Source organism: Corynebacterium sp. SCR221107, from assembly GCF_027886475.1.
GTDB lineage: Bacteria > Actinomycetota > Actinomycetes > Mycobacteriales > Mycobacteriaceae > Corynebacterium.
In genome coordinates, this window is record NZ_CP115670.1 from 2,042,279 (window position 1) to 2,057,193 (window position 14,915).

The following is a 14,915-nucleotide window of genomic DNA, read 5'->3' on the forward strand; positions in this document are numbered from 1 at the left end:
GAACTGGCGGCAAGGGATTCGGCGACTACGGCACGTAGGGGAACAGCACGTCATTCCACTTGTCGTAGTCACTTTGGAATACCAATTCCGCAAAAGCATCAAAAGTGATGATGGCAAAGCCTTGGGGTAGATCGTGGTCCAGATCGTAGAGCATGCACGCATCACCTAAGGTGAGTGGCCCCACCATGCCCATATCGGTGGGTTGCCCGCGCAGTCAATCCCATGAGCTGCCATGTTCGCTGCCATTCCACGATAAGCCTCAGTCCGGCTGTACGAACCGATCTTGTCCCAATCGACCGTAAGTAGACCAGATTCCCGTAGCTGCGATACCTGGGACAGGATTTGAAACGTCTTGAGCTGAAGCAAGAGCATGGGGGCTTAGGATAGGTCACATCTGCAAATACGTGCCAATAACAGCGGATGAATCTCCCAAGCAGAACCTTTGGCGTGGTAGCTGATTGACAAGCAGGAGGCCCCCCTTATACGAACTCGGTAGCCCGACTGAGGGGCTCTCCGACCCGAGGAAGCTAGCAAGCGAGGTGCCGAGGAACCGCAACACCCGCGTCCTTTCCTAGGATGCTCGGAACACACCGGCACTCGGTGCCACCCCATCTACGAAAAACGGTGGAAACCCGCTACCGCACCTACCAGCACGATCCGACGATCAAGGCATCTGACGGCCACAGCCAGCGAAGGATTCGTGCACCCTGCGCCTAGGTTCACCCAGTATGGTGAGAAGACTCGCTCTGATGAAGTCGAATGCCTGAGATCCCCAAACGACTTCGTGCGGGTTCAGCACAAGAACCCTCTTAACGATGGTGCCGGAAGAAAGTCGAGCTACAACTTCCTTGCCATCGGTGGACTGATCGTCAATGACACCGGCAGTGGTGTCTAAAACGGGAACTAGGCTGGGACACGACATACAGTGTTCTTCCCAGATCCACTCAACGTGCTTGTTGCGAGAACTGCACCAACAAGGCGTACAACGGCATCAAAGTTGGGAATAATCCGGTTTCCCCTAGTAGCGATCAACGATCCACTCCATCGCAGGGTAACAACCCAGTCCAACCCACGACCCTTCGCAGCGAGGCCCTACGAAAAACTCCCGAAGGATCCATCGACGCGTCGTGATGAAAGACAAATGAAATGCACGGATGGCAATTCGAACGAAGGCTTGATTTGAATCAGAATTCATGAAGGCTCGGATCTATTCGGTATTACTACAAACCCCTACTTCACTAACTGAGTGGAGAAGCACAACGACATCTGATTCGTAGGGACTGAGCGACCACGGCAGGCCACCACGTTGCATGGTTCTCCCCTTTCAAAGAACTGTCACAACGCAGAAGGGGCTCTCGGCCTTTTGACCGAGAGCCCCTTGTCTCTTACTTACCTACTTTGGTTGTAGGCTTCGCCCCGTTATGACTTACGTCGACGGAGCACAAGCACGCCACCGACAATGAAGAGGACGGAGAGCGCTACAAGCCCCATCACGGAAGCACCGGTCTTCGCAAGCAGCTTCTTCACAGGCGCTGGAGTATTCGCAGGCGCTGGAGTTGCCGCTGCCGGAGGCGTACCCACAACCGGCGGGGTAACTACAGCCGGCGGGATCACCAGGACTGGAGGTATAACGACACCTGGAATAACCGTATTCGTCACGGTGAAACCATCCGCAACGCTACCGGAAACCTCGGAGGTGTAACCGGCAACCTTTTCCTCAGTCAGAGAGTATGCAATCGGCTTACCATCACGGTTCACCGGCAGGTCGTTGAAGCTACCCTTCCAATCTCCGGCAGCATTCAACTCAAGCGACACGACCTTCTCGCCATTAGCAAGGAGGTTGACCGTGATCGACTCCGGACGCGTGGCCGCGCCGGTGTCCTTCCACACCTTTACCACAGGAATAGTCACCGTCTCAGGCGTGTGAGTATTCGTCACAGTAAAACCAGACTGAACATCACCTGTCACAGCAGCCGTGTAACCATCAACCGGCTTCTCCTGAATCGTGTACTCAATCTTGGAACCACCACCATAAGCAGGAAGGTTCTCGAACTTGCCGGTCCACGAATTAGCATCGTTCAACTCAACGGTCTTACCCTCAACAACCGCGTCATTAGCAAGCAGCTGAATCGTCACCGACTCCGGACGCTTACCATCCTGGTTGTCGTTATCGTCCCACACCTTGCTCACCGGCACATTCACCGTCTCAGGCGTGTGAGTATTCGTCACAGTAAAACCAGACTGAACATCACCTGTCACAGCAGCCGTGTAACCATCAACCGGCTTCTCCTGAATCGTGTACTCAATCTTGGAACCACCACCATAAGCAGGAAGGTTCTCGAACTTGCCGGTCCACGAATTAGCATCGTTCAACTCAACGGTCTTACCCTCAACAACCGCGTCATTAGCAAGCAGCTGAATCGTCACCGACTCCGGACGCTTACCATCCTGGTTGTCGTTATCGTCCCACACCTTGCTCACCGGCACATTCACCGTCTCAGGCGTGTGAGTATTCGTCACAGTAAAACCAGACTGAACATCACCTGTCACAGCAGCCGTGTAACCATCAACCGGCTTCTCCTGAATCGTGTACTCAATCTTGGAACCACCACCATAAGCAGGAAGGTTCTCGAACTTGCCGGTCCACGAATTAGCATCGTTCAACTCAACGGTCTTACCCTCAACAACCGCGTCATTAGCAAGCAGCTGAATCGTCACCGACTCCGGACGCTTACCATCCTGGTTGTCGTTATCGTCCCACACCTTGCTCACCGGCACATTCACCGTCTCAGGCGTGTGAGTATTCGTCACAGTAAAACCAGACTGAACATCACCTGTCACAGCAGCCGTGTAACCATCAACCGGCTTCTCCTGAATCGTGTACTCAATCTTGGAACCACCACCATAAGCAGGAAGGTTCTCGAACTTGCCGGTCCACGAATTAGCATCGTTCAACTCAACGGTCTTACCCTCAACAACCGCGTCATTAGCAAGCAGCTGAATCGTCACCGACTCCGGACGCTTACCATCCTGGTTGTCGTTATCGTCCCACACCTTGCTCACCGGCACATTCACCGTCTCAGGCGTGTGAGTATTCGTCACAGTAAAACCAGACTGAACATCACCTGTCACAGCAGCCGTGTAACCATCAACCGGCTTCTCCTGAATCGTGTACTCAATCTTGGAACCACCACCATAAGCAGGAAGGTTCTCGAACTTGCCGGTCCACGAATTAGCATCGTTCAACTCAACGGTCTTACCCTCAACAACCGCGTCATTAGCAAGCAGCTGAATCGTCACCGACTCCGGACGCTTACCATCCTGGTTGTCGTTATCGTCCCACACCTTGCTCACCGGCACATTCACCGTCTCAGGCGTGTGAGTATTCGTCACAGTAAAACCAGACTGAACATCACCTGTCACAGCAGCCGTGTAACCATCAACCGGCTTCTCCTGAATCGTGTACTCAATCTTGGAACCACCACCATAAGCAGGAAGGTTCTCGAACTTGCCGGTCCACGAATTAGCATCGTTCAACTCAACGGTCTTACCCTCAACAACCGCGTCATTAGCAAGCAGCTGAATCGTCACCGACTCCGGACGCTTACCATCCTGGTTGTCGTTATCGTCCCACACCTTGCTCACCGGCACATTCACCGTCTCAGGCGTGTGAGTATTCGTCACAGTAAAACCAGACTGAACATCACCTGTCACAGCAGCCGTGTAACCATCAACCGGCTTCTCCTGAATCGTGTACTCAATCTTGGAACCACCACCATAAGCAGGAAGGTTCTCGAACTTGCCGGTCCACGAATTAGCATCGTTCAACTCAACGGTCTTACCCTCAACAACCGCGTCATTAGCAAGCAGCTGAATCGTCACCGACTCCGGACGCTTACCATCCTGGTTGTCGTTATCGTCCCACACCTTGCTCACCGGCACATTCACCGTCTCAGGCGTGTGAGTATTCGTCACAGTAAAACCAGACTGAACATCACCTGTCACAGCAGCCGTGTAACCATCAACCGGCTTCTCCTGAATCGTGTACTCAATCTTGGAACCACCACCATAAGCAGGAAGGTTCTCGAACTTGCCGGTCCACGAATTAGCATCGTTCAACTCAACGGTCTTACCCTCAACAACCGCGTCATTAGCAAGCAGCTGAATCGTCACCGACTCCGGACGCTTACCATCCTGGTTGTCGTTATCGTCCCACACCTTGCTCACCGGCACATTCACCGTCTCAGGCGTGTGAGTATTCGTCACAGTAAAACCAGACTGAACATCACCTGTCACAGCAGCCGTGTAACCATCAACCGGCTTCTCCTGAATCGTGTACTCAATCTTGGAACCACCACCATAAGCAGGAAGGTTCTCGAACTTGCCGGTCCACGAATTAGCATCGTTCAACTCAACGGTCTTACCCTCAACAACCGCGTCATTAGCAAGCAGCTGAATCGTCACCGACTCCGGACGCTTACCATCCTGGTTGTCGTTATCGTCCCACACCTTGCTCACCGGCACATTCACCGTCTCAGGCGTGTGAGTATTCGTCACAGTAAAACCAGACTGAACATCACCTGTCACAGCAGCCGTGTAACCATCAACCGGCTTCTCCTGAATCGTGTACTCAATCTTGGAACCACCACCATAAGCAGGAAGGTTCTCGAACTTGCCGGTCCACGAATTAGCATCGTTCAACTCAACGGTCTTACCCTCAACAACCGCGTCATTAGCAAGCAGCTGAATCGTCACCGACTCCGGACGCTTACCATCCTGGTTGTCGTTATCGTCCCAGGACTTCATGACATTAACCTCAGTATTTTGCAGTGTGTTCGTCACCACGGCCTTGCGCGTCTCGGCTGAGCCCCGATCATAGGCTCCGCCAAAGACGATTGACCAGTTATTAGAAGCATCGAAGTGAATGGCCCCGTTTGCCTCAACAGAGAACCCTTGATAAGTACCTGGACCGTAGATCCAAGCAGTGACGTTTCCATGGAATCCGCCCTTAGGAATCGTATACATCGCCTCTTCGATTACCGCAGCCTCCTGAGGCGAAAGTTCATCCTCCGTCCACACAACCCAGGTATTTCCTTGCTTCATCACAACTACACCTTGTTGGGTGCCTAGAAGATCAAGGGGAATATCCGTACTATTGCCTGGCTCATACGAAGTCCAACCGCCGGTTGACGTCGGTGGCAAGAACGTCACGTCAGGCTGTTGAGTCACTACACTCGTAAACCCTGGAACTGTAGCCTCTTTAACCGTGTACGGGTCACCATCAATGGGCTGTTCCGTGATATTAAAAGAGAAGGTCCAATCTAGGGCTTCAGTAGCCGTTGCCTCTCCAACCTTTTCCGTTCCGCGCATCAGGTCAAAAGTCACCGAAGGCGGAAGGTTCACGCCTTCCGCCTTTTGCCAAATCTTCTGACCGTAAATCGTGACGGTTCCACCTGTGCCTTCGCCGATGGTCCCCAATGCCTGCATCAGGGTTGCACCCACATCCCGGGCTTGCGCAACCTGATCACCCGCGCCTATGACGGGGTCGGTCACGACCGTCCCCAGCTGAGTGAGATCCGTGGCGTTAGTTACATCCGGTGACTCTACGTCCGTGGTCGGAGCACCTTCGTTGGCAACCGCTTCGACAGCGGCGGTTCCTTGACCGACAGTCCCGTCAGCCGCTTTTACCACGGCGACGTTTCCGGCCATGCCAAGGATCAGCGAAAGTACTGCCAACAGAGACAGGAATCGCCTCTGTATTAGTTTTGATGCAAACCCGCTCCCGTCGGAGCGTGAAAAACCTCTGCTTTTCATGATGATTCCTTATATCTATCCTGAGGGGAAAAGTGCGACCCTGACACAAATACATACGGTTGCCACTTTCGTTTTGACGATTATCTCATGATTGCGACACGAGCACAACAAATAGAATGCATACCCCCGAATAGTTGTTAGGGCACGTTAAGTACGCATTTTGAGTCGATACAGAGCCGGGGCACTCAAGGGGCCCTTTGATGCACCCTCCTACAGCCCTTATCGAAAAGTGGGTGGTTGTGTCCGCTAGAGTGACTCAGATTTGCCCCTTGCTGTATTGAAAATAACCCCCTTTTTGAACGTCGAGCCTGTGTGTGCCGGGACATTAAAGTTTTTCCGAACACTCGGCTCAATGCGAGCCGTCCCACGGGCGATGGCGGGAAATCAAAAACCTCCACCCTTCAACTCAGAAGGTGGAGGTTGTGAGAACACCTACTCGTTTTCAGCGCGAGGTGCTTATTTCTTCCGGCCGGTGAAGTCGTCCATCGTGGAATTGATCCCAAAGAAGTCGGACACTGCGTCAATGATCGGGACTGGCATGGGCCGCATGATCTGCGCAAGGCGGACGAAGCCCGGCATGACCTTCATCTGCGTACCCTTTTCAATGGCGTCGATGACGCTCAGCGCAGCCGCTTCGGGCTCAAGGATCGGGAGTAGGAAGGGGAAGCGGGTCTTTACGCCTTCGAACAGGCCGGTGGAGATGTAATACGGACAAAAGACCAGCGTGTGAACCCTCGATCCGCGGTGGCGCAGTTCCGAGCGCAGCGACTCCGCGAACCCTACGGATGCGAACTTCGATGCCGAGTAGTCGGTCTGGCGGGCCACGCCGATGAGCCCTGCCGCCGAGGCAACGGTGACCACCGAGCCACGGTCGTGCTCAATCATCTGCGGCAGGAACTGACGGGTCACTCGGTAGTGCGCGATGGTGTTCACCTCAAAAGTCCGAGTGATGTCTTCATCGGTGAGGTCGAGGAAGTCCTTTCCGGTCACGATGCCGGCGTTGTTGATGAGGATGTCTACCCGGCCGAACTGCGCAAGCACCGCGGCGGCGCTGGCTTCAACTTGGTCGGACTTTGTCACGTCCACGCCGTAGCCGCGCGCGGAGGCACCCAGTTCTGCAACCTCGCTGGCCACCATCTGGGCGGCCTCTTCATTCAGGTCCCAGATGAGCACCGCCTTGGCACCCCGGCGCGCGGCCTCCAGCGCCATGAGCCGACCGATTCCGGAGCCCGCGCCGGTGATAAGGACCACCGATCCGCGAACGGGCACCTTGTGCGGCATTTTCAGAACTTTGTTCAGGAGATTCACTATTGTCACACTGTTTCTTGCTTGATTTAGGATTGATTTGCTTTGGCGGCTAGAATTCATTTACTTCTCGCCGAAGAGGACGCCGGGGAGGGCGCGCTGAACGCGAACGAAGCCCGTCAAGAAGCGGCTCCAGGCCCGCTCGCTCACGAAGCGGGGTGCCATCACCGGCAAGATCCGCTGAGTGGCCGTGACATGGAGGTCGGTGTACTTCGTGATGCCCTCTTTGCCGTGGCGGTGGGACAAGCCCGAGCTCTTCACCCCGCCCGACGGGGCCTTGATCGAGCCCCACAGCGCAGCGTAGCCGTCGTTGACGTTGACCATGCCGGAGCGGATTCGCGCGGCAACCCGCTCCCCTTCCCGCAGATCGGCGGTCCACACCGAGGCGTTGAGTCCATACGGCGCGGCGTTGGCCGCGGCGATGGCCTCCTCGTCGGATCCCACGCGGTAGAGGCTCACCACGGGGCCGAAGGTTTCGTCCCCGAACACAGCCATCTCCTCGGTGACGTCTGTCAGCAGGGTGGGCCGGAATCCACGCGGTCCTGCTTCCGGAGCTGGCTTTCCGCCGGCGAGGATCCGCGCGCCCTTGGCGACGGCATCGTCGACGTGCTCGGACACCTTATTAAATTGGCTCTCGCTGATGAGCGGCCCCATGTCCACCTCCCAGTCCATGGCGGCTCGAACGCTCATCTTTTCTACCCTGCGCACGAGTTCGGGGACGAATGCGTCCCAGATGTCGGTGTGGACGTAGATCCGCTCGATGGAAATGCACAGCTGGCCGCTGTTGGAGAAACACGCCTTCAACGCCCCCGCCGCGGTCTTGGCGATCGGGGCGTCGGCGCGGACAATCATGGGGTTCTTTCCGCCGAGCTCAGCAGAAACGCCGATGAGGTTTCTGCCAGCGCGTTCGGCAATCGTGGCACCGGTGGCCGAGGAGCCGGTGAACATCACGTAATCGGCGGCGTCGATCATGGGAGTGCCCAGGGTCGCACCAGCCCCGAGGACAATCTGGAACAGGTCGCGCGGGAAGCCCGCGCGCTCAAGAAGGGACTTCACCGCCAACGCCGTATAAGGAGTAAGTGAATCCGGCTTGATCACGATCGCATTGCCAGCCATGATCGCCGCGAGCGCGTCCGATGCGCTCAAGGTCAACGGGTAGTTCCACGGCGAGATCACGGCCACCACGCCCCTGGGCCGGTGGCTCACGGTGGTGGTGGTCAGCAGCGGGACGGCCCCGGACGTTTTGCGATCGCGCAGCGTGGAGTGGGCGGTGCGCGCGTAGTACCGGGCGTTGATGGCAACGTCCGCTACCTCCTCAAAGGCACTCGCCCGAGATTTGGCCGTCTCCCACTGAATAAGATCCAGCATGGCCTCGCGCTCGTCGAGGAGCAGATCGTGGAACCTCAGCATGAGGTCGCGGCGCGCGGCAAAGGAGGTCTCCGCCCAGTCACTCTGGATGCTTCGGGCATGCTCGAAGACGTGGGCGATCCGCTCGGCCGGGGTTTGCGGAAGGCTTCCCATCTCAGCACCGGTGAGCGCCGCGGTGTGCGCGCGCAGGTCCTGCCCATTCGCCTCCGCCACGAGCTCCTCCGGCTGCTGGATGAGGCGTGCCAGCGCGACGCGTCCGCGGGTGTCCATCGTGGGTGCATCGTCTACTCGTGCCATGGGAGCTCCTTGTGCGTATTGCTCTTTATTTATTCGAGCGTACCCGAGCCACCACCGTAGTCCTGGAGTTATTCCCAAGAGAAAAGCCCGTCCCCCACTGTGTGTGGGGAGACGGGCTTCGGATGAGTGGCCTTTGGCCGTCGACAAGCGGCGAAAGCCTAGGCCTTCTTCACGTCGGCGGTTACCTTATCCACGACCACGTGTGCGCCAGCGCCCTCGGTGAGCACCTCGAAGCTGGTGGCGAGCACTTCACCGGCGATGAAGTCCTTGTGGCGGTTGGCCCATTCCAGCTTGTCCTCGGGGACGAACAGGGTGGCCTCGATGCGGTCGGAGACCTCGAAGTCGGAGGCTTTGCGCGCATCCTGCAGGCCACGGACCACGTCGGCAGCCCAGCCTTCTGCCTCCAGCTCCTCGGTCACGGTCATGTCCAGCACGACCAGACCGTCCACACCGTCGATCTGTGCTGTGGAGTCCGGGTTAGCGGCAACCAGCCGCTCGCTGAACTCGCCCGGGAGCAGCTCGACGCCGTCAGCGATCACGCCCTCGCCCTGGCGCTCGTAGTTGCCGGACTTCACGGCCTTGATCACCTTTTGGACGTCGCGGCCCAGGCGCGGGCCTGCGACCTTGGCGTTGACGACGACCTCGAAGCGGCCGACCGAATCCACGTCATCGGTCAGCGTGATCTCCTTGACGTTGACCTCGTCCTTGATGATGGAGGCGAAGTCGGCCAAGCGTGCAGACTCCGGCAGCGCCACCGTCAGCCCTGGTAGCGGCAAACGGTTGCGCAGCTTGTGTGCCTTGCGGATGGAGCTGGTGGCCGAACACACGCCGCGGATTTCGTCCATGGTGCGCACGAGTTCCGGATCGGCCGGGAAGTCCTCGGCCTTCGGGAAATCCGTGAGGTGGACCGAGCGCTCGCCGGTCAGCCCGCGCCAGATGACCTCGGAGGCCATCGGCAGCAGCGGTGCGGTCACGCGCGTGAGGGTCTCCAGCACGGTGTAGAGGGTGTTGAAGGCCTCGGGGAACTGCTCATCGCCGGCCCAGAAACGCTCACGAGAGCGGCGCACGTACCAGTTGGTCAGCGCGTCGCAGAACCAACGCACCTCGTCGCAGGCTGCGGCGATGTCGGTCGCCTCCAGAGACTTGTTGACCCCGTCGACCAGGTCGTGCAGCTTGGCCAGAATGTAGCGGTCGAGTACGTCGGTGGACTCGGTCGACCACTCGGCGGGCTTGGAGGAGTACAGCTGCAGGAAGCTATACGCGTTCCACATCGGCAGCAGCGCCTGGCGCACGCCCTCGCGGATGCCCTGCTCGGTCACGATGAGGTTGCCGCCGCGCAGGATCGGGCTGGACATGAGGAACCAGCGCATCGCGTCCGAGCCGTCGCGGTCGAAGACCTCGTTGACGTTCGGGTAGTTGCCCTTGGACTTACTCATCTTCAGTCCGTCGTCGCCAAGCACGATGCCGTGGGCGACGACCTTCTTAAACGCCGGGCGGTCGAACAAGGCCACCGACAGCACGTGCAGCAGGTAGAACCAGCCGCGGGTCTGGCCGATGTACTCGACGATGAAGTCCGCCGGGTTGTGATTTTCGAAGAACCCCTTGTTCTCGAACGGGTAGTGGAACTGCGCAAACGGCATGGAGCCGGAGTCGAACCACACGTCGAGGACGTCTGGGACGCGGCGCATGGTGGACTTGCCCGTCGGGTCGTCCGGGTTGGGGCGCGTCAGCTCGTCGATGTCCGGGCGGTGCAGGCTCTTTGGCTTGCGGCCGAAGTCACGCTCCAACTCTTCCAGGGAACCATAGACGTCCACGCGCGGATAGTTCTCGTCATCGCTCATCCACACTGGAATCGGGGAACCCCAGTAACGCGAGCGCGAGATGTTCCAGTCGCGGGCGTTTTCCAGCCACTTACCGAACTGGCCGTCGCGGATGTGCTCCGGCATCCACTCAATCTCCTGGTTCACCTCGACCATGCGCTCACGGAACTTGGTCACGGACACAAACCACGACGGCAGGGCCATGTAGATCAGCGGCTCGCCCGAGCGCCAGGAGTGCGGATAGGAGTGCTCGATGGTCTGGTGGCGCACCACGCGGCCGGCGGCCTTGAGGTCGCGGATGATGTCTTTGTTCGCATCGAAGACAAGTTGGCCCTGGTACTCCGGTACCAGCGAGGTGAACTTGCCGTCCATGTCCACCGGCACGATGGTCGCGATGTCGTAGGCGTTGCAGGTGTTCATATCGTCCTCACCGAAGGCGGGCGCCTGGTGCACGATGCCGGTGCCGTCCTCGGTGGTGACGTAATCAGCCACAAGGATCTTGAAGGCGTTCGGGTGGCCCTCGAAGTAGGAGAAGATGGGCTGGTAGCTTAGCCCTTCCAGTTCCTTACCCGGGAGGGTCTTTTCCACCTCATACTCGCCCAGCTCCTTGGCGTAGGCTCCCAGCAGCGCCTCGGCTAGGATGACCCGCTTGCCAGCCACGGCCTCGGTGGCCCCCTCGCCCGCGCGCACGAGAGCATAGGTGACCTCCGGGTTGACCGCGAGCGCTAGGTTCGACGGCAGGGTCCACGGGGTGGTGGTCCAGGCAAGGGCCACGGCACCGACCAGTGACTCGTCAGGGTGGAAGCCCTCTGCCACGCCGGTGATCGGGAAGGTGACGGTCAGCGTGGGGTCCTGGCGCATCTTGTAGGAGTCATCCAGGCGGGTCTCCTGGTTCGACAGCGGGGTGTGCTCGGCCCACGAGTACGGCAGTACGCGGAATCCTTGGTAGATCAGGCCCTTGTCGTAGAGCTCCTTGAACGCCCAGATGACCGACTCCATGTAGCCGGGATCCATCGTCTTATAGCCGTTGTCGAAGTCCACCCAGCGGGCCTGGCGCGTGACGTACTCCTTCCACTCTTCGGTGTAGCGGAGCACGCTGGTTGCGCAGTACTCGTTGAACTTGGCCAGGCCCATGGCCTCGATCTCGCCCTTGTCCTTGATGCCGAGCTGCTTTTCGGCCTCCAGCTCGGCGGGCAGGCCATGGGTGTCCCAACCGAAGACACGGGGAACGTGGTAGCCCTTCATCGTGCGGAAGCGCGGGATGATGTCCTTGACGTAGCCGGTCAGAAGGTGGCCGTAGTGCGGCAGGCCGTTGGCAAACGGCGGGCCATCATAGAAGACGTACTCTGGGCTTCCCTCGCGGTTTTTCAGCGAGGCTTGGAAGGTATCGTCTGCCTTCCAGAACTTCAGGACTTCCTGCTCCATGTCCGGGAAACGGGTGGACCCGCCGGTCATGTCAACGCGGGGATATACGCCACCGACGTCAGCCATAAAAAACTCCTCCACTAGAAACTGCCTTGAGGTGCAGGGACGCTTGCACGCGGTACCACCCTGCTTGGGCGCACGCGACGCCCCGCTTCATTAGTGAAGGAGATAACGGTCTTACCCGTCCGGTTCTACTAACGCGGTACAAGGATCCGCGGGTTCTTCCGGAGGCTCCCCGGTGATGGCCGGATCACTGCCGTTAGATGTTTATTGTGCTTTCCGACGTTCCCAAGGCCAGCATGCCCTAGCGCCCGCAGAACGCAACGGCTTAAAGTATAGCACCCTGCCACACAAAACGCGTGACCCCGCCTACCTCAAGAAGGGCTGGGCGGGGTCAAGCGCTGAACAGAACTTAGTTTGCACCCTCGGTGGTCGACGGTGCGGAGGTGCCACGGGACTCAAGCTCGTCGAGCTGCGACTGCAGCAGGGACTTCAGGCGGGTGCGGTACTCACGCTCGAAGTTACGCAGCTCGGAGATGCGGGTCTCCAAGGCCTGCTGCTGCTGAGCCACCGAAGCCATGATCTCGGTGTGCTTACGCTCTGCGTCTGCCTGCAGGGCGTTTGCCTTGTCAGTGGCCTGCTTAATCTGAGCCTCTGCACGGGAGTTAGCATCAGCGATGGTCTGCTCAGACTTCTTGGTGGCCTCTTCCACCATGGTCTTGGAGCGAGTCTCTGCCTCATTGAGCATCGCCTTGGAGCGGCTGTCCGCGTCAGCCAGCAGTGCCTTGGAACGAGAATCTGCGTCCGCGAGCTGCTTCTCGGCGCGCTGGCGGGCGTCCTCGAGGGTGGCCTTGGAGGAAGCATCAGCGGCAGAAAGCTGCTTCTCGGCGGCGGTACGTGCCTCATCTAGCATTGCCTGAGACTCGGTCCGTGCGTCCGCCGTGAGGCGATCGGCAACGTCTTGAGCCATGCCCAAGACCTTGGCGGCCTGCATGTGGGTCTCAGCGGTAGCGGCTCCGCTTGCGGCAGCCGGGGCAGCAACAGCAGCGGCTGGTGCTGCAGTGGCCGCCTTCTTCGCCTCTGCCTTAGCAGCATCAGCCTCAGCCTTCGCAGCTTTGGCATCCGCCTCGGCCTTCTGCTGCGCCTTCTTGGCCTCAGCTACCTTGGCCTCGTACTCCGCCTTGAGCTTCGACTCGATCTCCGCGCGAAGAGCCTTGTCATCGACCGGCTTTGCGGCGGCCGGCGCCGCAGCAGCCGGTGCCCCGGAGGCCTTTGCCTTAGCCTGCTCGAGCTCTGCCTTCAGCTCCTCAACCTGCTGGCGCAGGTTGTCATTGTCTTCCTGGAGCTCTTCGAGGCTTTCTTCGATCAGATCAAGGAACTGATCGACCTCATCCTCGGCATAGCCACGCTTGCCGATTGGTGGCTTGTTAAAAGCGATGTTGCGCACATCGGCCTGAGTCAAAGGCATGGAGCTATATCCCTTCACGATTCATCGACTCGCAGACAGGGTGCCTACGAACGCTTCTTTCTGAACACATTAACTCACAGTATGGCACGTTTGCCACATATTTCATGAGACAAACGCAGCCATCGCGCGATATTCGGCCCGAATTTTTCACACATCAAGGAAAGTATTCGTGCCGACAGCTCAGATTTCCTGAGAGCACGATGAGCATTTTACCCCCTTTAGCGTGTTCTTTTTCCACGACCTACGCCTCCGCATGATTTTTTGACTAATGACCCTTCTCCATCCCCGCCTTCACCACCCATCACAGCCGCACGATGTGTTCTTGCTTTGCACGATGTGAATGTAGAGCGATAAATCTCACTTTTTATTCCCCCCGCCTGGCCTCTTTCGGCGGCCGCAGCACCTAAAAAACAAAAACCTCCCACCTTCCAGTGGGAGGAATCATTATCCGCTACACGCTCATCATCGCGTATCTCAGAGCTATCTGGGCGACCTGCAGGAGGAAGAACAAGACCAGCACCGACACATCAAGGGCGACATTGCCAAGCTTCATCGGTGGAATAAGCCGGCGCAATGCCTTTACTGGCGGGTCAGTGATGACAAAAAGGAACTCTGCACACACCGCGAACCAGCGCGGCGGGCGGAAGTTACGCGAAAATGCCTGGATCATCTCCACTAAGATCCTGCCGATGAGTGCAAGGACGTACAGTTCAATGGCTGCATACAGCACTTGAAGCAGGACGGACATAACTTCCTTTCGCTTGGATCGGCAGGCCTTGTCACTTAGCGCAAAGCTTGTTCAAGCTGCCGTCATTAATTCACTTCGCTTACAGCCAACGATAGCTAAGGCGGGATAGTTCCCCTCCACTAAGGCACCGAAACCGGAATCGTCGGAAATCAAAAGAAAACAGGCCACGGCGTACTACCGTGACCTGCAAGATACCGAATTGCAAACAATTATCAGGCAAACCCCAAGGCAACCAGACTAGCGAACTCCGGCGGTACGCTCCAGGTCGGCAGTGGTGATGTCTGCATCCTTGGGAACGATGGCGAACACGCCGGATTCGATGCGCTTCATCTGACCATAAGCGGCAAAGCACAGGCCCGCAGCGAAGTCAACGATTCGCTTCGCCTCCGCTGCCGAGAGGGACTTGATGTCAAATACCACGGCATCGCCGTCACGGAATGGCTTGCCAATGGCAGCCGCATCCGAGTAAGAGGTAATGGTCACCGGCACGATCGTGGCTGGGAATGTGCGCTGCGGCTCACGCTCATAGGATTCAACTGGATGCTGCTCGTAGTGCGGCTGGTAAGCGAGGTTGCCATCGTAGCGAGGCTCGTCATAGTAAGCATCGTCGGCAGGCACATCGTAAGGCCCCAAGCCGAAGAACTGCTTCGTCTTATCGAAAATTGACATA

General features: G+C 58.0%; 8 protein-coding genes. All 8 read right to left on the bottom strand.

The features are described 5' to 3' along the window. Positions 1-25: 25 nt before the first annotated feature. Complete coding sequence (locus tag PAB09_RS08785; RefSeq protein WP_271033307.1) at positions 26-154, bottom strand: hypothetical protein; 129 nt, start codon at positions 152-154, stop codon at positions 26-28. A 1,265-nt stretch (positions 155-1,419) separates the two neighbouring features. Then, complete coding sequence (locus tag PAB09_RS08790) at positions 1,420-5,736, bottom strand: Cna B-type domain-containing protein (RefSeq protein ID WP_271033308.1); 4,317 nt, start codon at positions 5,734-5,736, stop codon at positions 1,420-1,422. Positions 5,737-6,270: 534 nt separating this feature from the next. Next, a complete protein-coding gene (locus tag PAB09_RS08795; protein ID WP_271033309.1) occupies positions 6,271-7,122 on the bottom strand; it encodes an SDR family oxidoreductase in 852 nt (283 codons plus the stop codon). 60 nt (positions 7,123-7,182) lie between these two features. Next, the gene (locus PAB09_RS08800) at positions 7,183-8,757 is read right to left on the bottom strand and encodes a succinic semialdehyde dehydrogenase (protein ID WP_442873748.1); all 1,575 of its coding nucleotides are present in this window, start codon (positions 8,755-8,757) and stop codon (positions 7,183-7,185) included. 185 nt (positions 8,758-8,942) lie between these two features. Next, positions 8,943-12,095: an isoleucine--tRNA ligase gene (gene ileS / locus PAB09_RS08805; protein WP_271033311.1), complete on the bottom strand. Its 3,153-nt coding sequence runs from the start codon at positions 12,093-12,095 to the stop codon at positions 8,943-8,945. Between the two features lie 346 nt (positions 12,096-12,441). Next, complete coding sequence (locus PAB09_RS08810; RefSeq protein ID WP_271033312.1) at positions 12,442-13,497, bottom strand: DivIVA domain-containing protein; 1,056 nt, start codon at positions 13,495-13,497, stop codon at positions 12,442-12,444. Positions 13,498-13,948: 451 nt separating this feature from the next. Continuing rightward, positions 13,949-14,245 carry a YggT family protein gene (locus PAB09_RS08815; protein ID WP_271033313.1) on the bottom strand — a complete coding sequence of 99 codons (297 nt, stop codon included), beginning with the start codon at positions 14,243-14,245 and terminating at the stop codon, positions 13,949-13,951. 237 nt (positions 14,246-14,482) lie between these two features. Beyond that, the gene (locus PAB09_RS08820; protein WP_271033314.1) at positions 14,483-14,914 is read right to left on the bottom strand and encodes a cell division protein SepF; all 432 of its coding nucleotides are present in this window, start codon (positions 14,912-14,914) and stop codon (positions 14,483-14,485) included. Position 14,915: the final 1 nt, after the last annotated feature.

Coding starts and splice junctions, on each gene's coding strand:
- PAB09_RS08785 (WP_271033307.1), bottom strand. CDS start 154: ATGCTCTACGATCTGGACCACGATCTACCCCAAGGCTTTGCCATCATC.
- PAB09_RS08820 (WP_271033314.1), bottom strand. CDS start 14,914: ATGTCAATTTTCGATAAGACGAAGCAGTTCTTCGGCTTGGGGCCTTAC.
- PAB09_RS08815 (WP_271033313.1), bottom strand. CDS start 14,245: ATGTCCGTCCTGCTTCAAGTGCTGTATGCAGCCATTGAACTGTACGTC.
- ileS (WP_271033311.1), bottom strand. CDS start 12,095: ATGGCTGACGTCGGTGGCGTATATCCCCGCGTTGACATGACCGGCGGG.
- PAB09_RS08810 (WP_271033312.1), bottom strand. CDS start 13,497: ATGCCTTTGACTCAGGCCGATGTGCGCAACATCGCTTTTAACAAGCCA.
- PAB09_RS08800 (WP_442873748.1), bottom strand. CDS start 8,757: ATGGACACCCGCGGACGCGTCGCGCTGGCACGCCTCATCCAGCAGCCG.